At 49.5% G+C, this 23,871-nt stretch carries 26 protein-coding genes and 1 pseudogene; 26 read left to right on the top strand and 1 reads right to left on the bottom strand.

The features are described 5' to 3' along the window. Positions 1–641: 641 nt before the first annotated feature. The 24 genes from K5R89_RS24565 (at position 642) to K5R89_RS27620 (ending at position 21,558) form a co-directional block, all read left to right on the top strand. Positions 642–878 (top strand): DUF2560 family protein, encoded by a 237-nt coding sequence (locus K5R89_RS24565; protein ID WP_032408647.1) that lies wholly within the window; start codon positions 642–644, stop codon positions 876–878. Between the two features lie 520 nt (positions 879–1,398). Further along, entirely contained in the window at positions 1,399–1,749 is a 351-nt protein-coding gene (locus K5R89_RS24560) for an HNH endonuclease (RefSeq protein WP_071888324.1), read from the top strand. Between the two features lie 131 nt (positions 1,750–1,880). Beyond that, the gene (locus K5R89_RS24555; RefSeq protein ID WP_004884285.1) at positions 1,881–2,375 is read left to right on the top strand and encodes a phage terminase small subunit P27 family; all 495 of its coding nucleotides are present in this window, start codon (positions 1,881–1,883) and stop codon (positions 2,373–2,375) included. Beyond that, positions 2,372–4,102, top strand: a complete 1,731-nt coding sequence (locus K5R89_RS24550) for a terminase large subunit (RefSeq protein WP_217259616.1) — start codon at positions 2,372–2,374, stop codon at positions 4,100–4,102. The genes K5R89_RS24555 and K5R89_RS24550 overlap by 4 nt, the downstream gene beginning before the upstream one ends. 9 nt (positions 4,103–4,111) lie before the next feature. Further along, positions 4,112–4,297, top strand: coding sequence for a hypothetical protein (locus tag K5R89_RS27625; protein ID WP_021313630.1), 186 nt, complete (start codon positions 4,112–4,114; stop codon positions 4,295–4,297). Next, positions 4,297–5,526 (top strand): phage portal protein, encoded by a 1,230-nt coding sequence (locus K5R89_RS24545; RefSeq protein ID WP_217259615.1) that lies wholly within the window; start codon positions 4,297–4,299, stop codon positions 5,524–5,526. Before K5R89_RS27625 ends, K5R89_RS24545 begins: the two co-directional genes overlap by 1 nt. Then, positions 5,513–6,166 carry an HK97 family phage prohead protease gene (locus K5R89_RS24540; RefSeq protein ID WP_004884313.1) on the top strand — a complete coding sequence of 218 codons (654 nt, stop codon included), beginning with the start codon at positions 5,513–5,515 and terminating at the stop codon, positions 6,164–6,166. Before K5R89_RS24545 ends, K5R89_RS24540 begins: the two co-directional genes overlap by 14 nt. 14 nt (positions 6,167–6,180) lie before the next feature. After that, positions 6,181–7,389 (top strand): phage major capsid protein, encoded by a 1,209-nt coding sequence (locus K5R89_RS24535; RefSeq protein ID WP_021313628.1) that lies wholly within the window; start codon positions 6,181–6,183, stop codon positions 7,387–7,389. 38 nt (positions 7,390–7,427) lie between these two features. Next, a complete protein-coding gene (locus K5R89_RS24530) occupies positions 7,428–7,631 on the top strand; it encodes a hypothetical protein (RefSeq protein ID WP_023302596.1) in 204 nt (67 codons plus the stop codon). Then, complete coding sequence (locus K5R89_RS24525; RefSeq protein WP_040186339.1) at positions 7,628–7,948, top strand: head-tail connector protein; 321 nt, start codon at positions 7,628–7,630, stop codon at positions 7,946–7,948. Before K5R89_RS24530 ends, K5R89_RS24525 begins: the two co-directional genes overlap by 4 nt. A gap of 69 nt (positions 7,949–8,017) precedes the next feature. After that, positions 8,018–8,230 (top strand): hypothetical protein, encoded by a 213-nt coding sequence (locus K5R89_RS24520; protein WP_048265262.1) that lies wholly within the window; start codon positions 8,018–8,020, stop codon positions 8,228–8,230. A gap of 1 nt (position 8,231) precedes the next feature. Then, positions 8,232–8,564 (top strand): phage head closure protein, encoded by a 333-nt coding sequence (locus tag K5R89_RS24515; RefSeq protein WP_064167244.1) that lies wholly within the window; start codon positions 8,232–8,234, stop codon positions 8,562–8,564. After that, positions 8,557–9,096, top strand: a complete 540-nt coding sequence (locus K5R89_RS24510) for an HK97-gp10 family putative phage morphogenesis protein (protein ID WP_064167245.1) — start codon at positions 8,557–8,559, stop codon at positions 9,094–9,096. Before K5R89_RS24515 ends, K5R89_RS24510 begins: the two co-directional genes overlap by 8 nt. Then, positions 9,093–9,458, top strand: a complete 366-nt coding sequence (locus K5R89_RS24505) for a DUF3168 domain-containing protein (protein WP_032432334.1) — start codon at positions 9,093–9,095, stop codon at positions 9,456–9,458. Before K5R89_RS24510 ends, K5R89_RS24505 begins: the two co-directional genes overlap by 4 nt. Before the next feature lie 56 nt (positions 9,459–9,514). Then, positions 9,515–10,006, top strand: a complete 492-nt coding sequence (locus tag K5R89_RS24500; RefSeq protein WP_000115125.1) for a phage tail tube protein — start codon at positions 9,515–9,517, stop codon at positions 10,004–10,006. A 43-nt stretch (positions 10,007–10,049) separates the two neighbouring features. Further along, positions 10,050–10,403, top strand: a complete 354-nt coding sequence (locus K5R89_RS24495; protein ID WP_032440655.1) for a phage tail assembly chaperone family protein, TAC — start codon at positions 10,050–10,052, stop codon at positions 10,401–10,403. A gap of 32 nt (positions 10,404–10,435) precedes the next feature. Beyond that, positions 10,436–10,699 (top strand): hypothetical protein, encoded by a 264-nt coding sequence (locus K5R89_RS24490; protein WP_048325265.1) that lies wholly within the window; start codon positions 10,436–10,438, stop codon positions 10,697–10,699. A gap of 142 nt (positions 10,700–10,841) precedes the next feature. Next, a complete protein-coding gene (locus K5R89_RS24485; RefSeq protein WP_048325263.1) occupies positions 10,842–11,198 on the top strand; it encodes a hypothetical protein in 357 nt (118 codons plus the stop codon). A gap of 77 nt (positions 11,199–11,275) precedes the next feature. Continuing rightward, positions 11,276–13,711, top strand: coding sequence for a phage tail tape measure protein (locus K5R89_RS24480; protein WP_217259614.1), 2,436 nt, complete (start codon positions 11,276–11,278; stop codon positions 13,709–13,711). Further along, positions 13,711–14,190 carry a hypothetical protein gene (locus K5R89_RS24475; protein ID WP_004184699.1) on the top strand — a complete coding sequence of 160 codons (480 nt, stop codon included), beginning with the start codon at positions 13,711–13,713 and terminating at the stop codon, positions 14,188–14,190. Before K5R89_RS24480 ends, K5R89_RS24475 begins: the two co-directional genes overlap by 1 nt. Beyond that, the gene (locus K5R89_RS24470; protein ID WP_217259613.1) at positions 14,177–14,659 is read left to right on the top strand and encodes a DUF1833 family protein; all 483 of its coding nucleotides are present in this window, start codon (positions 14,177–14,179) and stop codon (positions 14,657–14,659) included. Before K5R89_RS24475 ends, K5R89_RS24470 begins: the two co-directional genes overlap by 14 nt. Before the next feature lie 9 nt (positions 14,660–14,668). After that, complete coding sequence (locus tag K5R89_RS24465; RefSeq protein ID WP_217259612.1) at positions 14,669–15,049, top strand: nitrite transporter; 381 nt, start codon at positions 14,669–14,671, stop codon at positions 15,047–15,049. Further along, positions 15,046–18,114, top strand: a complete 3,069-nt coding sequence (locus K5R89_RS24460) for a host specificity factor TipJ family phage tail protein (protein WP_217259611.1) — start codon at positions 15,046–15,048, stop codon at positions 18,112–18,114. Before K5R89_RS24465 ends, K5R89_RS24460 begins: the two co-directional genes overlap by 4 nt. A 75-nt stretch (positions 18,115–18,189) precedes the next feature. Next, positions 18,190–21,558, top strand: a complete 3,369-nt coding sequence (locus K5R89_RS27620) for a hypothetical protein (protein WP_254242858.1) — start codon at positions 18,190–18,192, stop codon at positions 21,556–21,558. 77 nt (positions 21,559–21,635) lie between these two features. Here K5R89_RS27620 and K5R89_RS24450 read toward each other — a convergent pair whose 3' ends face one another. After that, a complete protein-coding gene (locus K5R89_RS24450) occupies positions 21,636–22,580 on the bottom strand; it encodes an acyltransferase family protein (protein WP_217259610.1) in 945 nt (314 codons plus the stop codon). A gap of 149 nt (positions 22,581–22,729) precedes the next feature. On the opposite strand from K5R89_RS24450, the pseudogene K5R89_RS24445 reads away from it, so the two are divergent. After that, positions 22,730–22,909: pseudogene (locus K5R89_RS24445) on the top strand (helix-turn-helix domain-containing protein); the annotation flags it as partial. Positions 22,910–22,986: 77 nt separating this feature from the next. Further along, complete coding sequence (locus K5R89_RS27615) at positions 22,987–23,409, top strand: hypothetical protein (protein ID WP_001333465.1); 423 nt, start codon at positions 22,987–22,989, stop codon at positions 23,407–23,409. Positions 23,410–23,871: the final 462 nt, after the last annotated feature.

The raw sequence follows: 23,871 nt of genomic DNA, 5'->3' as shown, positions 1-23,871 counted from the left end.
CAAGAAATTCACTCCCTCAACTTCCGCATGGTTATCGATACGGTGACGAGCACTCTATTCACCCTCATTGTGATGGGGATTATTTAGCCCCGCAGGGATGTGTTATCAAGTCCGTTAACCTTGTAGATGGGGTGGTTATTTATGTGCCCATCCAACGCTATATCAAGCATCTAGATCTTTGGGTTAATGCCGAAGGAACTGTCGAATAAATTGTTAGTTACCGGCCTCGTTCGGGAGAGCTGAGAATAGCCATCAAAAGACCAGCAGAGATGCCTTGTGCTCTGGTTGAATGTTCTGGCAAGTTGAAAATGATTGGTTCAATGAGCTCTTTCGATATTTAAATGCTATCGATAACTTAAATGAAGCTATCATCACGTTATCACTGCCAGCCAACACCAAAACGGCAGTGGTCAGTTAAAAAGCAGAAAAGCCTCTGCCGGGTGGCTCCTGAGAGATTTTAGTTTTCTAACTGGTACCAACCAAAGGTCGCATTTTTATGCGGCCTTTTTTATTGCGCGTAACAAACATCCATAAGGCAACCGTTCTGCTTGTTCACTCGGTAAGAATTAATGCGAATGCATCACAGAGGCCATTTACTGAGTGGCTTCGATAATGCTCCCCACATCGCACAGAGGTAAGACATGTCAGAGATCACCGCATCCGAGCAAATCCGCCTGGATATCATCAAGAAAGTTAACTACGACACCGCAGCGGCCAAGCTGGCCATTGACTGGGTTGGTGATAGCAATCTGAAAGCTGAGCTATTCGCTGACTCTTTTGATCGTGTCTTCACTGAAAGTGAGATTGTCTCGAAGACCCGCAAGGCCATCCAGGAGGCGACTGAGGCGCTGGCGTTGTTTGATACCGTGACTGAGTAGTCCAGCTAAGGCATTACAGCAGGCATTCACTGAGTGCCTGTGATAATGTTTAACTACTTGCACACAATCAGGTAGTTAAATATGGTCGAATATATAAGCGCTACTATTAATGGATTATGGGAATGCTATTTGTCATGGTCCAAACAGAAACGTGAGCTAACAATATCCAAGTTAGAAGCACTATCAAATTTATTGATAGATAATCGGGCCTACCTGAGGGATTTCGCACATCAAGGTATTAAAGACGCTCAAAAGGAACTTGAACTTGCAAAGGAGTGGAGACGTGTCGGTCTCTTATTTCAAGATATTTCTCCTGAGTTGTCATACTTATGTGAGCAGAAATCAGACTACTGGATATATTCAGATCGATATACCAAGCGGAAAGTTAATGAGCTAGGGATAACAATAAGAAATCTCGAACATAAGCTAAGAATGGCAAAGGAAAACCTTCTATAGAATCCCTTTGTAATTTATGAAAGCCCCCTTTTAAACGGTGGCTTTTTTATTGGAGATGATAAGGATGCCCGCACTAATTCCCCGTGCATGCCGTAAGCGTGGATGCGCAGGCACAACAACCGACCGCTCAGGATACTGCGAGAAGCACCGCAATGAAGGCTGGCAACAGCATCAGCAAGGCAAGAGTAGGCATGAGCGCGGCTATGGTAGCCAGTGGGACATTAAGCGAGCCCGCATCCTTAAGCGTGATAATCACCTGTGTCAGAAATGCCTTCGAACTGGGCGAGCCGTTGCAGCCAAGACCGTTGACCACATCAAGGCTAAAGCTCATGGGGGTACCGATGATGATTCGAACCTCGAAAGCCTGTGCTGGCCCTGTCACAGAACGAAAACCGGGCGTGAACGTTTCAAGTGATATCGATTCCCATTTGAGTCGAGGCAGAGGGGGGGCGGGGTCAAATCCCTGACGGCGAAGGCCCAAAGGACCGCCGCCTCAGTCAATTTTTTATACCCGCGAAAAATGAAATTTAACCAGGAGAAACGCTTATGGCTGGAACGGCGGGGCGTTCCGGGCGTAGACCAAAGCCAACGGCGCGCAAGGAGCTGGCCGGAAACCCCGGCAAGCGAGCCCTGAATAAAGAAGAACCAGTATTCACCCCCATCAATGGCGTAGCACCTCCGGACTGGTTTGCAGAAGAGGAACTCCCGTTAGCATCCATCATGTGGGAGCTGACGACCAAAGAATTATGCGGACAGGGCTTGCTCTGCGTGACCGATCTTGCAGTACTGGAGCGCTGGTGCGTTGCCTATGAGTTCTGGCGCAGGGCGGTAAAAAATATAGCTGTTGATGGTTTATCCATCACTGGCGCAATGGGCGGGAAAATTAAAAACCCTGAACTTACGGCTAAAAAAGAACAGGAATCGGAAATGAGTTCTACCGGTTCAATGTTGGGGCTGGACCCCAGCAGCCGACAGCGCCTGGTCGGTCTGGCCGGGAAGAAAAAGAACGAAAACCCATTCCTGAAGATGATCACGCCATGAGCCGAAAAGCCTATCCAAACGTTAACGCTGCAAATCAGTACGCAAGGCATGTTGTCGCCGGAAAGATTCCGGCATGCCAGTATGTCATTGATGCCTGCCAGCGACATATCGACGATTTGTCAAAATCGCAGGGAAAGAAATTTCGATACCGCTTTGATAAAGACCTAGCTGAGCGTACCGCACGGTTTATTCAACTTCTCCCGCACACCAAAGGTGAATGGGCATTTAAAAGGATGCCTATTACCCTTGAACCCTGGCAATTATTTATTATTTGCTGCGCTTTTGGATGGGTTCATAAAGGCAGCAGGCTGCGCCGATTCAGAGAGGTCTATACAGAAATCCCCAGGAAAAACGGGAAGTCAGCGATAAGCGCCGGTGTGGCGCTTTTTTGTTTCACCTGTGATGGTGAATTTGGTGCGGAGGTGTATTCCGGTGCAACCACTGAAAAGCAGGCATGGGAAGTATTTCGACCTGCGCGGCTGATGTGCAAACGTACGCCACTACTCGTTGAAGCCTTTGGAATAGAGGTTAACGCCAAGAACCTTAGCCGTCCTGAAGATGGCGCCAGATTTGAACCGCTGATCGGTAATCCTGGTGACGGGCAGTCACCGCATTGCGCTATTGTTGATGAATATCACGAGCACGAAAGCGATGCGCTGTATACCACAATGATCACCGGCATGGGGGCCCGCAGACAGCCGATTATGTGGGCTATAACCACTGCTGGTTATAACATTGAGGGGCCTTGCTACGATAAGCGTCGTGAAGTTATCGAAATGCTGAACGGAACCGTGCCGAATGATGAGCTTTTTGGCGTCATTTACACCGTTGATGAGGGTGATGACTGGACTGATCCCGCTGTTCTTCACAAAGCCAATCCCAATATGGGGGTGTCGGTTTACTCGGATTTCCTCTTAAGCCAGCAAAGCAGGGCCAAAAATAATCCTCGCATGGCCGGGATATTCAAAACGAAACACCTGAATATCTGGGTCGCCGCACGTGCTGCTTATTTCAACCTGTTAAGCTGGCGAAAATGTGAGGATGAGACGCTCACCATTGAGCAGTTTGAAGGACAGCCCTGCATTCTGTCTTTTGACCTTGCGCGCAAGCTGGATATGAACTCTAAGGTTCGGCTATTTACCCGTGAAATAGATGGGAAACGGCATTATTACTGTATATCTCCGCGCTTCTATGTTCCGTATGACACCGTATACAGCAACGATGTTGACGATCACCGCACCGCTGAGCGTTACCGTAAATGGGTTGAAGCTGGATATATCACCGTGACTGATGGTGCGGAAATTGATTACCGAGTAATACTTGAAGATGCCAAGCGTGATAATCAGCAAACTCCTGTTGAACAAAGCCCAATTGACCCGCACGGTGCAACAAACCTTTCTCATCAGCTTGCTGATGAACAGCTCAACCCTATAACCATTATCCAGAACTACACCAACATGTCTGACCCGATGAAAGAGCTTGAGGCCGCTGTAGAGTCCGGTCGATTTCATCATGACGGTAATCCGATAATGACCTGGTGTATTTCAAACGTGGTGGGTAAGCACCTGCCTGGAAATGATGATGTTGTTCGGCCAATTAAAGAGCAAAACGAAAATAAAATAGATGGGGCTGTTGCTCTGATTATGGCGATTGGACGAGCAATGTTATTTGAAAAGGAAGAAACCCTTTCAAATCATCTCGAAAGCTATGGCGTGCGCTCACTTTAAGAGGCAATTATGATCCTGATGATACTCGCGCCACTTGTTGGTGTGCTGGGGGCTATTCTGCTCTCATTCGGTGCCTGGGTTATTTACCCCCCTGCTGGCTACATTACTGGCGGTATTCTGTGCCTGCTCTGGTCATGGCTTGTATCCCGCTCCCTTTCCGGTAACTGGAAAATTGAATCCGGGGAGGGTGGCTAATGTTTTTCCCCGGAATGTTTACGAAAAGCACCGCATCGGTCACGACGCCAGCGGAACTGGCGGAATCTGTAGGGATGACTTACGACACCTACACTGGAAAGCGCGTTAGCAGCCAGAAAGCGATGCGACTTACAGCTGTCTTTGGTTGCATAAGAGTTCTGGCTGAGTCTATGGGGATGCTTCCCTGCAACCTGTACAAAATCACTGGTAACAGCAAGCAAAAAGCGACCTCTGAAAGGCTGCATAAATTACTGACCATGAAGCCAAATGACTATATGACCCCCCAGGAGTTCTGGGAGCTGGTCATTGTGTGTCTTTGCCTGCGCGGTAATTTTTATGCCTACAAGGTCAAAGCGCTGGGTGAGGTGGTCGAGCTTTTACCCATTGATCCGGGCTGCGTTGACCCTAAGCTTAACAGTCAGTGGCAACCGGTATATCAGGTCACGTTCCCTGATGGTTCTACGGATGTGCTGGATCAGGATGATATCTGGCACGTCAGGACGTTGACCTTTGACGGGCTGGTGGGCCTGAACCCAATCGCATACGCAAGGGAGGCCATTTCTTTGGGTATGGCGACAGAAGAACACGGCGCCCGATTGTTCGCAAATGGTGCGGTCACTTCTGGCGTTCTCCGTACTGAGCAAACGCTGACTGATGCAGCCTATGAACGGCTGAGAAAAGATTTTGAGGATCGCCACCTTGGGCTCAGCAATGCGCATCGTCCGATGATTCTTGAAATGGGCCTTGACTGGAAGTCGATGGGACTCAACGCCGAAGACAGCCAGTTTCTTGAGACCAGAAAATTTCAGCTGGAGGAAGTCTGCCGCCTGTTCAGGGTGCCGATGCATATGGTGCAGAACACTGACCGCGCCACCTTCAACAATATTGAAAACCTTGGCATTGGCTTCATCAACTATTCACTCGTTCCGTACATGACCCGTATTGAGCAGCGAATCAACGTGGGGCTGGTGAAGGAATCGAAGCAGGGCACCTATTATGCCAAGTTTAATGCCGGTGCTTTGCTGCGTGGGGATATGAAATCAAGATTTGAATCGTATTCAACCGGTATTAACTGGGGTATTTACTCACCAAATGACTGCCGTGAACTGGAAGATATGAACCCACGCTCTGGCGGTGACGTTTATCTGACGCCGATGAATATGACGACCAAGCCGTCTGACAGCAATAAGAGCAAAACAACCGAGGAACAACATGATGCCGATGACTAAACAGCGGCTGGATATTCCGCTGAAGCTAAAGTCTGTCAGCGACAGCGGGGAATTTGAAGGCTATGGCTCTGTGTTTGGCGTTAAGGACAGTTACGACGATGTAGTTGTTCCCGGCGCTTTCAGTAAATCGCTTCAGTCATGGCGGGAGAAAAACGCGCTGCCAGCTATGCTCTGGCAGCATCAGATGGATGAACCTATCGGTGTTTATACCGAAATGAAAGAGGATGACGTCGGATTATATGTCAAAGGCCGGTTACTCATTGATGATGATCCTCTTTCAAAGCGAGCACATGCCCACATGAAGGCCGGTTCTTTAACCGGCCTTTCTATTGGTTACATGCTCAAAGACTGGGAATACGACCGCGAGAAAGGCGTGTTTCTCCTCAAGGAGATCGACCTTTGGGAGGTCAGCCCCGTAACGTTTCCGTCGAATGACGAGGCTCGGGTCAGCGATGTTAAAAGCGCGTTTGCCCGTGGCGAAACACCATCTCAGAAAAGTATTGAACGGGTCCTGCGCGATGTTGGGCTCTCCCGCACCCAGGCCAAAGCATTCATGGCCGGGGGCTATGGCAACCTCTCTCAGCGTGACGCTGATGGTGTGGATGCCGCACTGGATGCACTGAAAAACATCAAATTTTAATCAGGAGTTGAATTATGGCAGTCGAAATTAAAGACGTTGAGCAGGTCGCGCAGGATTTGCAGCAAAAATTCGATGATTTTAAAGCGAAAAATGATAAGCGCATTGAAGCTATCGAAGCTGAAAAAGGCAAGCTGGCCGGAGAAGTTGAAACACTTAACGGCAAGCTGACCGAGCTGGATCAGCTTAAAACCGCGCTGGAGGATGAGCTTAAACAGGTTAAACGTCCAGCTGGTGGCACTCAAAGCAAGGCCGCAACCGAGCACAAAACCGCTTTCATCGATTTTATGCGCAAGGGTAAGGATGACGGACTGCGTGATCTGGAGCGTAAAGCCCTGCAGGTTGGCGTGGATGAAGACGGCGGATATGCTGTCCCGGAAGAGCTGGACCGCACCATTCTTAATCTTCTGAAAGATGAAGTAGTGATGCGCCAGGAGGCCACAACTATCACTGTTGGCGGAGCCAACTATAAAAAGCTGGTTAACCTTGGCGGCACTGCTTCCGGCTGGGTCGGTGAAACCGATCCCCGTCCGGCTACTGATGCGTCTAAACTCGGTCAGATTGAACCGTTCATGGGTGAAATCTACGGAAACCCTCAGGCAACCCAAACGATGCTGGATGATGCCTTCTTCAATGTAGAAGACTGGATCAACAGCGAACTGGCGGTTGAGTTCTCCGAACAGGAAGAAATCGCTTTCACCAGCGGCAACGGTACGAAAAAACCGAAAGGCTTTCTGGCCTACGCCTCCACTCTGGAGGACGATAAAACCCGTGCCTTTGGCACGCTGCAGCACATTCTTTCCGGTGCGGCGGCTGGTGTGACTGCCGATGCGATTATCAAACTGGTCTACACCCTGCGCAAGGTGCACCGCAACGGTGCTAAGTTCATGATGAACAACAACAGCCTGTTTGCCGTTCGCATTCTGAAGGACTCCGAGGGTAACTATCTCTGGCGTCCGGGTCTTGAGCTGGGCCAACCCTCCTCTCTGGCAGGTTATGGTGTTGCTGAGAATGAGCAAATGCCTGATATCGCAGCTGATGCGAAAGCCATTGCGTTCGGTAACTTTAAACGTGGCTATACCATCGTTGATCGCATTGGTACCCGCATCCTCCGCGACCCGTACACCAACAAACCATTCGTTGGTTTCTACACCACCAAACGTACCGGCGGAATGCTGGCCGATTCTCAGGCCATCAAACTGCTGCAGATCGGTGCTGGCGCATAATCTGATGGGGCTTCGGCCCCATTCTTATGGAGGTCATTATGCTGCTGAAAAAAGACCTGAAATGGTCACCTGATGGCATTCAGATCATAAACATTCCCGCCGGTGAATATGAGGCTGGATCACTTCCTGAGCGCGCTCTTGAGGTTGCTGCTCAAATGGGGATTCTTGACGGCACTGAACAACCGGAAACTGAAACAACTGTTAAGCCTAAAGTCGGTAATAAGCGGGGTGAAGGCAAATGAAGCCCTCTGTAAATGAGCTTCGTTACCAGTGCCGTATCGACAGCGATGACGATACAGAGGATGTGATGTTAACTCTCTACCTCAATGCCTCTTTGAAGCACGCTGAAAAAATCACAAATTGCCGTCTTTATGATAACGCTGTTCCAGACGACGACCCTGACGGGTTGGTAATCGAGGACGATATCAAACTGGCCCTGATGCTGTTGGTTTCGCACTGGTATGAAAACCGGGAGCCTGTTAGTAGCGACAGCGTTAACTCTATTCCGTTCGGTGTTGATGCAATTCTGAAACAGCATCGCAAAATTCCTGGGACTTGAGGTTACAAATGGCCTGTGAAGGGTGCCGCCGTCGGCGTGAATGGTTAAAAAAGTGGTCGAAAATAGCCTATGAACGAGCAACTGGTAAACGCGCTGATAGCAGCGCTGAGAGAACAAACAGCAGCACAGAGAGAGCAGACGGAAGCGATAAACCGCCTGGCTGAGTCTAACGTCGCCCTGGCCGATGTAATTATCCAGTCGCTGGCTGCAGATGACGATATTGATATCACTTCACTGGGTGATGATCGCCCCGTGTACCTGAGTCAAAGAACGAGGGGGTGATATGCAGGCCGGGAAATTGCGTCACAGGATAACCCTACAGGAGCCGGTAAAAGAACAGAACCCGACAACGGGAGCCGTGATTAATACCTGGCGCGATGTCGCAACCCTTTGGGCTGAAGTCGCTGCTTTATCCGCACGTGAGTTTATCGCCGCCCAGGCCTCTCAGGGCGAAGTTACCACCCGGATAACGATTCGTTACCGTGAGGGTGTTACCCGCAAACATCGGATCCTGTTTCGTGGCCGCATCTACAACATTGAGGGCATTTTACCTGACCCCCGGAGCGGCAGGGAATACCTGACACTGCCATGTTCAGAGGGGGCTAACGATGGCTGATGGCGTAGAAGTAAACCTGACTGGGCTCGATTCCGTCCTGGGGAAACTGGATGCCGTCTCACAGGTCACTCGCGATAAATCCGGTCGTGCAGCGCTGCGTAAAGCGGCAAACGTGATCAGGGACAGAGCGCGCAATAATGCCGCGCGGGTTGATGACCCTCTCACCAAAGAGGCTATCTACAAAAACATTGTGGTCAGTTTCAGCAGCAAGGCATTTCGCAGAACCGGCGATCCAACGTTTCGTGTCGGGGTGATGGGCGGCGCCAGGCAATACGCCAACACAAAGGATAACGTCCGAAAAGGCAGGGCGGGTAAAAGTTATAACACTGCCGGAGATAAAGGTAATCCCGGCGGGGATACCTGGTACTGGCGATTCCTGGAGTTCGGCACAGAGCACGCAGCAGCAAAGCCTGTTTTGCGACCGGCGATCAATGGTGTTGATACCGACGTAATTAATATTTTCGCAGCGGAGCTGGAAAAGTCCATTGATCGCGCTGTGCGACGGGCGGCTAAAAAAGGAACTCCGGTATGATTGCTCCAATATTTGCAGTTTGCGCAGCCAGCCAGGCAGTCAGGGATTTGTTAGGCTCTAATCCCGTGAGGCTTTATCCGTTCGGGATGCAGGACGACAATATCGTTTATCCCTATGCAGTCTGGCAAAACATAGGCGGCTCACCTGAAAATTTTCTGAACCAGCGGCCAGATGCGGATCGCTATTCTCTGCAGGTTGATGTCTATGGCGATACTGACACCGACGTGATCGCTGCTGCCCGTGCTTTACGCGACGCAATTGAGGGCAAGGCCTATATCACCCGATGGGGTGAACAAAGCCGCGATCCTGAAACAATGCGATACCGCTATTCCTTCGATGTTGACTGGATAACGACCAGATAACCAACAACCCCAAACTGACCCGCCTTGTGCGGGTTTTTCTTTTATGGAGACAAAACATGTCTGTATTAACGCAAGGCACGCAGTTTTTTGTGCTCAAGTCTGGCGTGGTCAGCGAGGTTGAATGCATCACCAGTTTCAACCCCGGCGGGAACCCTGCCGATCAGATTGAAGATACCTGTCTGAGTGAACGGGATTCCAGAACCTACAAAAAGGGGCTTAAAACGCCTGCGGCCGCAACCGTCGGGCTTAACGCTGATCCGACGAACGCCAGCCACATTATGTTGCATGGCCTCGCTGAAGCGAATGACCAGACGCCGTTAACTTTTGCGGTTGGCTGGTCAGATGGAACCAGTGTCCCGACAGCCGCCGCTCCTGGCGCTGAGGATGCTGTTGATGGCCTGGTGCTGCCATCGGATCGCACCTGGTTCATTTTCCAGGGTTACGTTTCTGACTTCCCGTTTGATTTTCAGGGTAACGCTGTTGTGACGACCTCCGCCACGATCCAGCGGTCTGGCTCTTCCGTATGGGTGCCTAAGGCCGCAGCGTAATTAATATGCCCGGTTATCCGGGCTTTTCTATTCAGGAGCTGAAATGCAACTTACTCTCGATACGTTAAAAGAAACCGGTGCCTTTACCGGGCGTCCCGTGGAAAAAGAAATTAAGTGGAAAGGCCGTGACGGGAAAGAGCATATCGCAACCGTCTATGTGCGCCCGATGGGCTACCACACCACTAAAGCTGAACTGCTGGCGTATAACGGGAAATCGGACCCGATTGCTGAGCGCATTGCGGCGCATATTTGCGATCAGGACGGCGCCCCAGTGTTTACCGCGGCTGACATTCTTGGAACTGCTACCCCGGAGCGTGGAGCGCTAGACGGTCCGATTGTTATGGCCCTCCTGGCTGCAATTCATGATGTAAACGAACTGGGAAAGACTACGAGCTAACCGGCGAGGATGAATTCTGGTGCGAACTGGTGATGAACGGCATCGGCGGCCGCACCATCGCAGAGGCTCAGGAGCGGATGAGTCGCAGGGAATTTCTGGTTTGGCTCAAGTACCGTGAGAAGTACGGACCGCTCAACATTATGATGCGTACCGAGTGGGGGGCGTCGATGGTGGCGTCTGTCCTGGCTAACATCAATAAGGCAAAGAACACGCCTCCGTTCAAGGTTAGTGACTTTGCACCACACATCAACGAAGCTCCTGTATCGCTTGAGGACGCTATGAAAAGTTGGCATTGATACTGAATGCAGTGTAGTGCCTGGCATTCGATGAATGAGGATACTGGAAATTGAAACCCGCCGAAAATGACAGGATTACCCGCATTGCCTTGCAAATTTCATGTGATAGGATGTTTCTGATTGCAATCAAAGGAAACATGGAATGAAAAAAATACTAGCAGTAGCATTGGGCGCCCTGTTATTAACAGGATGTACGGTCCGAGTGGCAGATCTTACTGTTGCAAGCACTAAAAACTATAACCTGAATGGTGGTAAGTTCTATAAAGGTAAGCGTGTGACCGCAGAAGATAGTTATCCGGTTATCATCTTCCCTACCGGGATTCCTAACGTCAAAACTGCAGCTGACCGCGCGATTGAGAAAGATCGCTGTGCTGTTGGTCTGTCTGATGTTGTTGTCACTCAGCTAAACCACGCCTTCCTGTTCGGTAAAATTGGCCTAAGGGTCGAGGGTAATTTGATCATAGATCGCAGCCTGCCCGGGTGTGAAAACGCTAGTTAATAAATATAGCAAACAACTAAGTTAATTAACGTCAAACCTCGCCTCGGCGGGGTTTTTTATTGCCTGGAGAAAATTCAATGACTGGCAAGTCCCTCGGTACGCTAACAATCGACCTGATCGCTAAAGTAGGTGGATTTGTTCAGGGCATGGATAAAGCCGAAAGATCTTCTCAGAAGTGGCGCGACCAGGTAAAAAAAGACGCTAAAGAGGTAAGTTCTTCAATCATTGCTGTGGGGGCTGCAGCGGCTACCGCAGCTGTTGGTATTGGCGCTGCTGGTTTAGCCATTGTCAAAAATACAGCACAGCAGGTAACAGAGGCAGACCGCTGGGCAAAATCTCTTAAAATGTCCACCCAGGATTTGTTATCCTGGCAATATGCTGCTGAACAAGCTGGTTTAACCGGTGACAACATAGCCGATATTTTCAAAGACATTAATGATAAGGTCGGCGATGCGGTCCTGAATAAATCAGGTGAGGCTGCTCAGGCGCTGGATACTTTGGGGCTTTCAGCTCAGAAGCTGGCTCAGCAATCCCCAGATAAGCAGCTGATGGCAATCAGTGAAGCATTACAGAAAATCCCCACTCAGGCCGGGAAAACCAATATTCTCGAAAGCCTGGGTAATGACCTGTCAAAAATGCTGCCGTTGTTCGACAACAACAACGAGAAGCTGAAACAATTTATCCAGTTATCAAAAGATTTTGGTGTCGCACCACCGCAAGAAGATATTGATAACCTTGTTAAGGTTAATCAGTTCTTTCAGGATATAGAGACTAGCGCCCGCGGTCTTAAAATGGAAATTGCTTCGGGGCTGGCTAAGGTTGACCTTACACCATTGCAGGATGGGCTTGATGATATTCGTGACGTCTTCACCGATCCTGCTGTTCTTCAGGGGCTATCAGACCTGGTTGGTGAAGCCATAAGCCTTGCCGGGGTTGTGGGGCGTATTGCTGGTGGCCTGGGGGCCATTGCAACTTATACCCGCTCTCGTATCGGTGCTGTATCTGGTAATTATAACGCTGCTGATGAAAGTGATATTGCACAGCGCATTGAATTCCTTAACAAACGAGGGAATCAAAGTAAGGAACAAAAAGACGAATTAGACTTTTTAACTAAACGTCTTCAATTTCTTCGCGCGATAAAGTCAAGCATGACTCCGGAGCAGGTAGATAGAGGAGCGAAAGGGCTCACATCTCTACTTTCTGATCTTGGCATTGACACTTCTAAAGATAATGATTTTTCGTTGGGCAAAGGGGAGTCTAACCAGAACCAGCCAAAAACAAAACCAAAAAGCAATCCTACTGACAATGCTTTCAAAAATAGACTGCTTGATTTACAAAAGCAGGCCGCCCTAATTGAAACAACAGGTAAAAAAACTGCAGAAGTAACCGAACTGGAGAAGATTAATTTTGATATAACCAGCGGAAACCTGAAAAAATTATCAGAAGGGCAGAAGGAACAACTCCGAACTGCGGCTAAAATCCTTGATTCCAAGAAGGAAGAGTTACGGCTTAATCAGGAAAATGCGAAAGTAGCTGAATATGTTTCCGGCTTAGAAAGACAGAATAAGTTAGCGCAGCAAGGATTTGATAATGAAATTGTTGGCCGTTATTTTGGTAGTCGTGAGCGATCACGCATGCAGGATAATAATGATATACAGCAGGATTTTGCTTATCAACAGGATGAACTTTTAAACCAACTCCAATCTGGAGATATAGACCAAGGTCTTTACAATAAAAAGAAAGAAGCATTACAGAACTCTCTTGATGAGAGGCTTAAAATACAGGAGGAATATTACAAGAAGCAGGATGAGTTACAAAATGATGGTGCTGCTGGTTTTATATCAGGACTAGCAACGCAAATAGAAGCATCAATGGATTTATACACCAACATGCAGCAGGTTGGTGCACAGGCATTTAGCAGCTTAACGGATATGATTATTGACTGGGCAGAAACCGGAAAGTTAAATGTTAAAGATTTTGCTTCGACATTTCTGCAATCTGTTGGTAGCACACTTCTTTCTTACGCTGCTGCCCAAGTTGCAATGGCGGGTTTGCAGGCCTTTACAGCAATGATCGGCGTGCCGTTTGTTGGACCCGAAATAGCAGGACCGGCAGCAATAGCCGCAACTGCGGCTGCTGGAGTACTGGCGATAGGTGTTGGTACAGCCCTTCAGGGCCAGGCTCACGACGGTATCGACTCTGTGCCCGAAACAGGAACTTGGCTCCTGCAGAAAGGTGAGCGCGTTACGACAGCTAAAACCAGCGCAAAACTGGATGCCACTCTGGATCGAGTTGCAAACCAGTCAACAGGCGGCGGCGCGATTTATTCGCCCACAATCAATATCCCCATAAATGGTAACCCTTCCGATGCAACTTTGGCGCTGGTCCGTAAAGCTGCAGATGAGGGGGCAGAAAGGGGATACCGGAAGGCGGTTAATTCAGTCGCAAGCGGTCAGGGTGATTTGCATAAGGCCTTGATGGGGAAAACTACCTCGGGGAGGAAAATTAGCTAATGGCTATCACCACAACGCTTTATTACCCCTCCGCTTACCTGCCTGGACCGCTTAAAGAGAGTTTTGGTTTAACTCCTGTATCTCCTCTGAAACGGACCCAGATGGTAACTGGCCGGGCACGGCAGCGGCGTGCCTACACCTCGACACCAACCCAAACAGATCTGGCCTGGATTTTTTCTGACGCCCAGGCGCAGGCTTTTGAGGCGTGGTTTCGGGATGAGTTATCAGATGGGGCGGCGTGGTTCAACATACCGTTATTAACGCCTGTAGGGCTGAAAAATTACGTGTGTCGTTTCACGGATATTTATAAAGGCCCCACGCCAGAAGGCGGATTTTACTGGAGATATACCGCGCCAGTAGAACTCTGGGAGCGCCCATTACCGCCGTCTGGATGGGGGCATTACCCGGAATGGATAGTCGGCAGCTCACTGCTGGATATTGCGCTGAATAAGGAGTGGCCGAAGCATGACTCAGATTAAACGCCTCTACGCCAGCAGCGGGCCGGAGGTGATCATTGAGACGCTGCAGATCACCATTGGTTCTGACGTCTATTATCTGTGCCAGGGCTACGAGGGTATTACGGCAACGACGGAGAACGGCGATACCGTAACGTTTACCGCCTGTGCGATAGGCATTGCTCTGCCGGCGCGCAATGCGGACGGCACGCAGGACCTCAAATTTGCCCTGTGCAATATCGATGGTGTTGTGTCCACGGCGATCCGCAATGCCCTGGCTAACAGATTGCCTGCATCGCTGACGTACCGGCGTTATATCTCCACGGATTTAGCGGCCCCTGCGGAAGTGCCGTATACGCTGAAAATCAAGTCGGGCTCCTGGACGGCGACAGAGGTGCAGATTACCGCGGGTTATATGAATATCCTTGATACCGCCTGGCCGCGATACCGCTACACGCTCCCTGTATTCCCCGGACTGCGTTATATCAGCTAAGGAATCCCAATGTTTAACCCTGATAAATACCGTTCAGTCACCTGGCTGAAGGGCGGGCGCGTATACCCGCAACTCGACTGTTTCGGCATTGTGAACGAGATACGCCGCGACCTGAATTTACCCGTCTGGCCCGATTTTGCAGGGGTCACCAAAGACGACGGCGGCCTCGACCGGGAAGCGCGCAGGATGATGCTTACCCTTGAGCGCTGCGAACCCTGCGAAGGGGCCGGGGTGGCCTGTTATTCCGGGTCGACCGTCACCCACGTAGGGATCGTGGTCAGTATCGGTGGTCTGTTGCATGTGGTGGAATGCAACCCGGGTACGAACGTCACCTTTCTGCCGTTGCCGCGGTTTAAGCGCCGATTTGTCAAAGTGGAGTTCTGGCAATGACCATTCGTTTTTACCCGTCCCGGCTTCCCGGTGAACCGCTCGAAACGCATGAGCATGGTGTAACCAGTATTCGCAGCTGGCTGGTGGCAAATGTTGAAGGCTACGAGGATCGGGATCTCCCACCGCTGACCGTTGAGGTTGAGGGGCTGTTAATTCCGCCAGGCGAGTGGGCTAAGTGTGTGATTCGCCCTGATAGTGATGTCAGGCTTTATCCGGTTCCCTTCGGGCTGGAGGCCGCCACAATCGCGTGGATCGGCGTCGGTATCTCCGTTGCCGCTGCAGCCTATTCGCTTTTTATGATGAGCACCATTGATACGGGCGGCTATACCTCATCCACAGGGCGCAGTCTCGACCTGAACCCGGCGCGGTCCAACACCGCAAAACTCGGTGATGCCATTCGTGAGGTGTTTGGCCGGGTGCGTATCTACCCGGATTATGTGGTCCAGCCCGTTACCAGGTTCGATGCCGCCGATCCTACGAAAATGCGCGTCCAGATGCTGCTGTGTCTCGGTGTCGGTGAACTGATTTATACCACTGGCGATATCCGGGTAGGCAGCACTCCTGCATCGACGCTGCCTGGTTTCAGCAGCACCCATTACCCGCCAGGCGCGGACGTTTCCGGTGATGAGCGCAGCGAAAACTGGGTCAACTCCACCGAAGTGGGCGGGACGTCATCCGGCACCGGGCTGGATATGGCCCAGACGTCGCCGGACGCAGACGACATTATCGCAGACAGCATGACCGTCTCCGGATCGAGCGTGACGTTTACGGGGCTGGATACGGATGATGATGACGATAATGACGAGAACGATAACGCACTGCCGCCCAGCTGGGTCGCTGGCGCCGTGGTCGAACTTAAAGCCCCGGCGAACTACCAGATCACCACGGCGGCCGGATACAGCGTTATCGCAAGCCCGCTGCTGACGGAGATCGCGCCGGTAGTAGGTATGCCGGTGACGCTGGGGTTTAACTCTGTCGATTACGATCTGTTTATCGCGTCATATACCCCCGATCAGGCTGCAGTGCCCGGCACCGGGGGGAGTGCGGCAAAAGTCCAGGCCAGTGCGGCCCCGACCACCTACGATTTTTCGACCAGCTCCAGCACGTTCACGATCACCTGGCAGGAAGTTACCTACCCGGTATCGCTGGTGGCTAACTACGTCTCGATGTCGGGACTGCTGGCGGCCATTACCGAGGGACTCACTGGCTCCGGCCTGGTTGCGCAGGGCAACGGCGGCACCGTACTGATAACCGAGGCGGCCAGTCCGTTCGTGGGCGGGGCGATCACGTCCTCTTCGCTACCTGTAGCTGTTTTCGGTGATGCCCCGGTTTACACCTCCGGCACGGCATCAACCGGCGGCAGCCCGGCGGTAACGGCGAATGTGACGCTTGCCTATAACAGCGCCACGGGAAGGGCCTTTTCCGGCATGCCAGAGGGGGTGCAACGGCTTTCACTTGCTCACCGCGGGAATGAGTACCGCATTGTCTCTGCCGACGGCACGACGGCGACTGTTGCGCGCCTGGTTTCCGGTGCCGTTGATGAGTCATGGCCGGGATTCTCCGCCCGGACGATGATCGACTATGAGGCCACTGGTCTTAACGACACGCTGAGCTGGCTGGGGCCGTTCCTGGTTTGCCCTGAGAATGAAGTGGTGGATGCATTCGAGGTGAATTTCTCCTTCCCGAACGGCATCTGCGGCTTTGACAGTAAGGGCAAAAAACGGATCCGCCACGTTGAGTGGGAGATACAGTATCGCGTCTACGGTTCCGGATCGGGGTGGGTGAGTCACCTGGGAGAGTATGCGCTGAAAAACGTCAACGGGTTAGGTTTCACTGAGCGGATCACCCTCAGCTCTCCGGGACTGGTAGAGGTTCGCTGCCGTCGGCGCAATGAGCAGGGCTCAAACAACGCCAGGGATTCGATGTACTGGCAGGCACTGCGCGGGCGACTGCTGACGCGCCCTTCATCCTATCCCGGCGTGTCGCTGATGGCGGTGACCGTCGAGACGGGCGGGAAGCTGGCGGCGCAGTCGGACCGACGTGTAAATGTTGTGGCCACCCGCGCCTATGAAACCGGAACGGCCAGAACTATCTCGGGTGCTCTGCTGCATGTCGGAAACTCGCTGGGGCTGGAGATGGATGTCGACACCATCAACGCGCTGGAGTCCGCGTACTGGACGCCACGGGGGGAAAATTTCGATTTTGCTACCGGAGACAGTATCTCAGCGCTGGAAATGCTGCAGAAGATAGCCAATGCCGGGAAGTCCCGCTTTCTGCTGAGTGATGGCCTGGCGACGGTCAACCGTGAGGGGATTAAGCCCTGGACTGGCGTGATCACTCCGCATGAGATGGTGGAGGAGCTGCAGAGCGGATTTACCGTACCGTCCGACGATGATTTTGATGGTGTCGACGTGACGTACATCAACGGGACTACCTGGGCGGAGGAGACCGTTAAATGCCGGACGCCTGATAATCCCACGCCGGTGAAAATCGAGAACTACAAACTCGATGGGGTACTGAATCAGGATCACGCCTACCAGATCGGCATGCGTCGCCTGATGAAATACCTGCAGCAGCGGGTGACGTTCCAGACCACTACCGAGCTGGACGCGCTGTGTTACAACACGGGCGATCGCATTGTGCTCACGGATGATATTCCGGGTAACAACACGATTTCCTGTCTGGTGGAGGCGATGACAACGGCGGGTGGCGTGACAACGTTCACCGTTACGGAGCCGCTGGACTGGTCTTTCGAAAATCCCCGAGCGCTGATCCGCTATCAGGATGGCTCTGCATCCGGGCTGATGGTGGCGAGCAGGGTGGGTGATTTTCAGCTGTCAGTCCCGCACCTGAGCGAGTTTGATGACCCGATGAAGGTTGACCTGTCGTCGGCAACCATCGAGCCGATCCGCCTGGTGTTCTGCGGCTCAACGCGCCACGTCTACGACGCCATTGTAGAGGAGATCGCTCCGCAGTCAGACGGAACCTGTCAGGTCACCGCTAAAGAATACCTCGAATCGTTCTACCAGTACGACGACGCCACATACCCCGGCGACGTTGCCTAAAACCAAAAATTCCCCTAATTAACTCTTTTCGCTCAAACCCTCGTTTGGGCGAAGCCTCTTTTTGGAGCAAAAAACATGGCCGAACTTAACCCGCCACTGGGCACGACGACGCCGGAAATATTCATGGACAACGTTAAGCGCGCTGACGAGCTGGTTAACGGTCCGGCCGGAACGGTTGACGACCGCGGCGGAGAGCCGCTCGACTCCTGGCGTCAGATGATGGCGAAAAATGATGAGATACGGCAGAACATCATTCCCCTCAGCAAGCAGTATCAAACGCTGGCAGCGGCGCAGGCGGATATTGCGAATATTCCGCCAGGTTCCACAACCTATGTACGCAGCACTGATGGTATCTCGCTTGCAGATGAGTACATCAATAACGCCGGAACGTTGACAGCAACCGGCCGTAAAATGCTGTCTCAGAAGCGCGTTGAGTTATCTGATGCCGCTGCCCAGCGAGAAATATTCAGCAATCGCCAGGCGTTATCCTTAACGGATTACACCTTGTCAAAAATGACCCTGATGGCGCAGCAAAAAAAGCTGTCGTTTACTGCTGCGGGTAGCAGGGCGTTTACCTCTGAAGATGATGTGACGGTATTCGTTAACCAGATTTCAGCAAATGAATCCAGTGATGCAAGAGCCCGCAGTCAGGCATTGAAATTTTCTGCCACTGCCAGCAATGGGACGGCTGTAATAGCCAGCCTGTTGCCGGGCGAGCGCTTCAGCGATGGTGTTATTGACTCACCGTATCATGTGCTGGATCTGACCGGAATTGCGCCCGGGACTGTGTTGCTTGATGCCACGAACTCTGTTTTTCGAATGGTTTTCAGCAATATACCATTACAAAATACAACTCAACTTATCGCCCCATATTCAGTTATTGATACCTCAGGTGTATTTACTGCAGGGAATACTGGTGGATATGCGTACGATAAGAAAAGTTGCTCTATGTATGGTGTGTCAACGCCATATATCCAACTAACTATCCCGTATGCTGAGATTATTTCAGCAGGATACACCCCAGATGCTTCAGGTGGGGTGAAATACTACATTGATAAATTTTCTTCAGTTGTTATTAACTATAAGACAACTGATATTACAAAAAAGAATGCCAATTTTATCACTCAATTACCTGCCGGGGACATCACTATAACAGCAGATCAGTACTTGGTGCTATCTGCTGACGTATATCACTATAATGGTCGCCAAAAGCCTGAGTTCACATCAAGCTCTCTGGCTCGTTACATCTGCGATGCGAGCAATGATACCTCAATGGACTACACTGGGCTGCTAGAGCTGAAAGTATCATTTCCTGCAGGGCTAGTCATGCATCACGAGGATATCTCCGTGACTGACAAGGATGGCAATTATTTTGTAGGACAGTTTGCGGGGGAAGATTTTGTAAACCTTCGCTTCCAGTCTAATGAGGGGTTCTGGCCGGATGGTTCATTTAAAACAGGCTCTGTCTGGATTAACGATACTATCCCTGCCGGACAGAAAAAATACTACAACATTGATATCTACGCCAACACAAAACAGATGGCTGCATATCCATCTCTCGATTATTACGCCCCAACTGAAGGAAACAAAAGATTCAATATTACTGTTGGTAGTATAACCTGTCGATTTAGTTGGACTACTTACTACTATGGGTTAACATCTATTGATTCTGCTCCAAATGATGATGTAAACCGTGTTGTGATTGGGCTCAGCACTCAACATCGCTATCTGGACGGAACTACACAAAAAACAGAATATTTTACTGACAATGTAACCCTGAAACTCTCAAATAATGGTCCTCTTTTTTCAGAGGTTGAGCGTGTGGCATATAACGCAGCCAGTGCGGTATATTCCTCTGGTGTATTAAAATCAATAACCCGTTATCGCATTTTTAATAACGGTCAAATTCAGGTTCGTAACCTTGTTACTGCTGTGAGCATGATTCCTGTCGGGAAAATGCTTGGTGCATTTATCCCGATGATAGTGACCTATGGAAGCTCAGTAACCCCTAACTATGATTTTGCCTCTCCCGCTGCAATTATAGGCGGGACTCCTGTAGGAAACAGGTCGCTATCTATAGTTCCAACGATTGTTAATGGTGATATTCATCGTGATGGCACCGCAGGCGGTCCGACCAGACAGGCCACGATATCAATGTCCAATAACACATCCAGCAGAACCTTAACCGTTCAGGCTGGATGGATAACATCATCGTCTACTGATTACTCATTCCTAAACTGGCCTGTTGAAAAAAACTGGACGTGGAGTGTCGAGGCGTGGATTAACACACAGGAAACAGAGTCTGCTCATTTTCCGCTGGCATCAAAAGTACTGAACCGACCGGTGGCATTTGCAGCAACAGGAGTTTTGCCGAATGTTGCGGTTAAACGGGCTGAACGGTTTTTTCTGGAACTGATGGATGGTGTCGCGGATTTCTGGATGAATGGAGACTCAGCAGGAATTGGGGGGATGACACCGCCATTAAATCTTAGCAACCCAAGCCAGTTAACCCCCTTCGGTTACCTTGCATGCCGCGAGTTAAGGAAGCCGAATGGAACACTCGCTGTATTATTACCGTCATTCATTCAGTATCTTAATACATATTACAGCGGAACAGGACTAGGCGCAGCATACCTTAGCGGAAGCAGGGCAATTGCTGACCTGGTTTCCACAGTGCTTAAACCCATAGTTTCTTTTTATCGTTCTGCTGAATACCTGGGAGAGAGCACAGTAACAGATGCACTGAAACCCTACATCACAAATTTTGCTGATGCGATGGTCATCACCGTCATTAATAAAGGAGGTATAACGAATAAATACACTGATAGCGGTACGGGAGCAACCAATATCAATATTTACGGACTGCTTCTGGTTGCGCTGGCGATAAAAACGGGAATGGATACTACCGGGAAATATCAGACCTGCTACAACACTGTTATTACTCTGCTGACAAATACATCAACAATTTTTCGATATACACCGACCCTGGTGGATTCACAGCCAGTAACAACCAGTCTGTCACGTAGTCGCTGGTTTAACTACGATATGGACCTGACAGCTGAATATCTGATTATGACCGATATGCTGGGTATTGCCCCAGCATTCAACAACGTCACGTATGGTCTGCACGGGTTATGTGGTGATGGACGTATCAGGACAATCGATTACAACATCTCGGAAAGCCGTCGTGGTTTATTGTCGACACCGGTGAGTGTGGCCCTGACTATGATGATGGTAAGGAGAGTCTCGACAGGAAATGCGCTCATCTTAAGCATGCAGGCTTATGAACGTGATTATCTTACAGACCCGTATGCGAGTGGACGTTTTTATGATCACTCACCCCGGCTTGGTACAGGTATGCCGACAGATATATCCAGTCATAACCGGGTTATGTTAGAAATGCTGGCAGGATATTTTGTGAATCAAATAGCAAGTAAAGGCTAATTGTGATCATTTTTCAGTTAGTATGAAAAGGTACTGGTTGCCTAAGGCAGCCCACACTGTCGGTGGGCTGCTTTTATTTAACTAAGTATTTTTTTAATTGACGGTATATTTATTTTGTTTATTATTATGCAATAAAATAATGACATTATTACTGTGGTTGTAAATATTGCGAAATCCGATTCAAATATCTTATTGGCTATGCTTAGGTGAATGAATTGATGTATATACATAATGTTCATTGAGTTAATGCCAATGAATTCGAGGGGCTTGCATTTTATTATGCTGCTAATAATTATTGCCATAACAACGAGCGCTAAAGCAGTAATGAAACTTATAAATGGTATCCCATATAATGATTGTTTCATATCAAATTTCATTTCAACTTTGTGAGATGAGAAAAACCATATGCAAGTTACACAAATTAAAATTACCGCCATCGTATTTACTTTTATTCTATGTGTTTTGAATAAATACCCGAGACACATAAATGGAAAAGCATGAAGTGTCACGATGATATTAAGTGGGGTGGTTATTTTAATAAACTGGCTTGCAACGTATGAAAGCGCTAATGATATGATTGCTATGGCGCTTGTCTTTTTTACGCCTAGTTTAACTATTGAAAAATTAAAGAGTTGCTGTGTGATGAAAAATACGGTGATAAACCAGAAGACTCCCATCCATCCTGTAAGGAGGTTTCCTCCATACAATGATTTGATTACTGATTTTAAAATCATTGATATGCTATCATGATTTAAAATCATATATACAGTTGATATGGCTGTAAAAAACAAAAGATATTTTGAATATGGTATCAACAGGTTTGATGATTTGCTTTTTAAATATTGCCTTAATGGCTTTGGTGAATATAAATATCCAGCGAGGAAGAAAAACAATGGCATGTGAAATAAATATATAAATCCAGAGATGTATGAGCCGAAAATATGCCCAGCAACGACAAGTATGATGCCGATCCCCTTCAGCGTATCAACCCAGTCAAATCTACTAAAGATGTCTTTTCCCATTTTGAAATCACTTCATGAGTAAATGTTTAATCACAATATGTTAAAAAAATGACACTTTCAATGTCAACGGTGCAATTAGGATACATAAACATATAGTGAACTGTCTCAACCTGAGAGACTCTGTAACTATTTTTTCGATGTAATTATTCGATCGGACCAGGGCAAGTTGCACAGAGAGAGTGAGTGTTGGTGGTCGCAGGCGGGTGATGACGCCGGTAGTTGTCGAGCGGGCACGCAAAATGCTGGAGAACGGCGCTACCCGGCAGCAGGTAGCCGATGTGATAGGTGTAGACGTGAAAACAATCTACAAGTACCTCCCGGCGACTTGAAGACAAAGATTTCACTACTTTTCCTGATATGTTACGTTTGGCTTAATCAATTCATTCAGCTCTGAAAACAGTTTGGTTTGTTCGTGAACGGTAAGAAAACAATAAGTTTTGAGCAATTTTTAACTATTAACAGCAATCTTGTTTCCATCTCAGATACATGGGCTGACTTGTGGGCGTTAATTTTTCACACGGGTTTAAGCGCTGGAAGGCTGCTGAGTATTCGATATGATGATATTGATGGTGACTTGATACTGATACGAAAACAGGGTCACCTGAAGGAGCTACGTGTTAAATCAACCCCTCCAGTGGAGGCGATGATTGCTCGTAGAAGAGAACGCTATCCAGAAGATGTTTATTTATTTCAGAGTCATTCTAACCGTGTGAAGTACCATCGCCGGCCGGTCACTATAATTGCTTTCAACGCCGCTTTACGTCGCGCCGCTAGATCATTACCAGACGTTAACGTAAGCAGTAGTAGCGCGAGAAACATACCGGACTAAGCGCCTGCCCAGTAGCGTGTGGCCGATGTGACAGGCGTGGGAGTGAAGACGATTTACAAATATTTGCCAGTACAATACGGCGATAAAAAATCCCCTTGAGCAGGCACACTCAAGGGGAAAATACTACATAACATCATTGCTGTGTGCGTCTTTGCGCTCGTCTATCTTCCAAGAAGATGCCTAAAGCTTCCAGATATTTCTGGTCTGAGCAGTTAAAACATTGTGTCTGTGGCCTATGTGCTCGGAGGGGGTGAAGACGATTTATAAATATTTCCCTGCTCAATGTTGCCAGTCGAATTGAGGCATCAATGCGTTACGTCAGCGCCGATCATTGATAGCCACTGCCAATATTGATCTGCTGCACACATGCATTTACTGTATTTATATGGGTCTTCCCCGATCATGGTGGGAAGGCTCAGAACGCCATATTCAGCTTTCCGTAGTGGAACATCACCCCCAGTT

The sequence above is a fragment of the Klebsiella sp. TF21-TM genome, from assembly GCF_019753495.1.
GTDB lineage: Bacteria > Pseudomonadota > Gammaproteobacteria > Enterobacterales > Enterobacteriaceae > Klebsiella > Klebsiella quasipneumoniae.
Note: the sequence above shows the minus strand (reverse complement) of the source record. Positions and strands in the feature narration are given on the sequence as shown.

Bases quoted from the DNA above. Each gene is read 5' to 3' on its own strand.
- K5R89_RS24565 (WP_032408647.1), top strand. From the start codon at position 642: ATGTCAGAGATCACCGCATCCGAGCAAATCCGCCTGGATATCATCAAG.
- K5R89_RS24560 (WP_071888324.1), top strand. From the start codon at position 1,399: ATGCCCGCACTAATTCCCCGTGCATGCCGTAAGCGTGGATGCGCAGGC.
- K5R89_RS24555 (WP_004884285.1), top strand. From the start codon at position 1,881: ATGGCTGGAACGGCGGGGCGTTCCGGGCGTAGACCAAAGCCAACGGCG.
- K5R89_RS24550 (WP_217259616.1), top strand. From the start codon at position 2,372: ATGAGCCGAAAAGCCTATCCAAACGTTAACGCTGCAAATCAGTACGCA.
- K5R89_RS27625 (WP_021313630.1), top strand. From the start codon at position 4,112: ATGATCCTGATGATACTCGCGCCACTTGTTGGTGTGCTGGGGGCTATT.
- K5R89_RS24545 (WP_217259615.1), top strand. From the start codon at position 4,297: ATGTTTTTCCCCGGAATGTTTACGAAAAGCACCGCATCGGTCACGACG.
- K5R89_RS24540 (WP_004884313.1), top strand. From the start codon at position 5,513: ATGCCGATGACTAAACAGCGGCTGGATATTCCGCTGAAGCTAAAGTCT.
- K5R89_RS24535 (WP_021313628.1), top strand. From the start codon at position 6,181: ATGGCAGTCGAAATTAAAGACGTTGAGCAGGTCGCGCAGGATTTGCAG.
- K5R89_RS24530 (WP_023302596.1), top strand. From the start codon at position 7,428: ATGCTGCTGAAAAAAGACCTGAAATGGTCACCTGATGGCATTCAGATC.
- K5R89_RS24525 (WP_040186339.1), top strand. From the start codon at position 7,628: ATGAAGCCCTCTGTAAATGAGCTTCGTTACCAGTGCCGTATCGACAGC.
- K5R89_RS24520 (WP_048265262.1), top strand. From the start codon at position 8,018: ATGAACGAGCAACTGGTAAACGCGCTGATAGCAGCGCTGAGAGAACAA.
- K5R89_RS24515 (WP_064167244.1), top strand. From the start codon at position 8,232: ATGCAGGCCGGGAAATTGCGTCACAGGATAACCCTACAGGAGCCGGTA.
- K5R89_RS24510 (WP_064167245.1), top strand. From the start codon at position 8,557: ATGGCTGATGGCGTAGAAGTAAACCTGACTGGGCTCGATTCCGTCCTG.
- K5R89_RS24505 (WP_032432334.1), top strand. From the start codon at position 9,093: ATGATTGCTCCAATATTTGCAGTTTGCGCAGCCAGCCAGGCAGTCAGG.
- K5R89_RS24500 (WP_000115125.1), top strand. From the start codon at position 9,515: ATGTCTGTATTAACGCAAGGCACGCAGTTTTTTGTGCTCAAGTCTGGC.
- K5R89_RS24495 (WP_032440655.1), top strand. From the start codon at position 10,050: ATGCAACTTACTCTCGATACGTTAAAAGAAACCGGTGCCTTTACCGGG.
- K5R89_RS24490 (WP_048325265.1), top strand. From the start codon at position 10,436: ATGAACGGCATCGGCGGCCGCACCATCGCAGAGGCTCAGGAGCGGATG.
- K5R89_RS24485 (WP_048325263.1), top strand. From the start codon at position 10,842: ATGAAAAAAATACTAGCAGTAGCATTGGGCGCCCTGTTATTAACAGGA.
- K5R89_RS24480 (WP_217259614.1), top strand. From the start codon at position 11,276: ATGACTGGCAAGTCCCTCGGTACGCTAACAATCGACCTGATCGCTAAA.
- K5R89_RS24475 (WP_004184699.1), top strand. From the start codon at position 13,711: ATGGCTATCACCACAACGCTTTATTACCCCTCCGCTTACCTGCCTGGA.
- K5R89_RS24470 (WP_217259613.1), top strand. From the start codon at position 14,177: ATGACTCAGATTAAACGCCTCTACGCCAGCAGCGGGCCGGAGGTGATC.
- K5R89_RS24465 (WP_217259612.1), top strand. From the start codon at position 14,669: ATGTTTAACCCTGATAAATACCGTTCAGTCACCTGGCTGAAGGGCGGG.
- K5R89_RS24460 (WP_217259611.1), top strand. From the start codon at position 15,046: ATGACCATTCGTTTTTACCCGTCCCGGCTTCCCGGTGAACCGCTCGAA.
- K5R89_RS27620 (WP_254242858.1), top strand. From the start codon at position 18,190: ATGGCCGAACTTAACCCGCCACTGGGCACGACGACGCCGGAAATATTC.
- K5R89_RS24450 (WP_217259610.1), bottom strand. From the start codon at position 22,580: ATGGGAAAAGACATCTTTAGTAGATTTGACTGGGTTGATACGCTGAAG.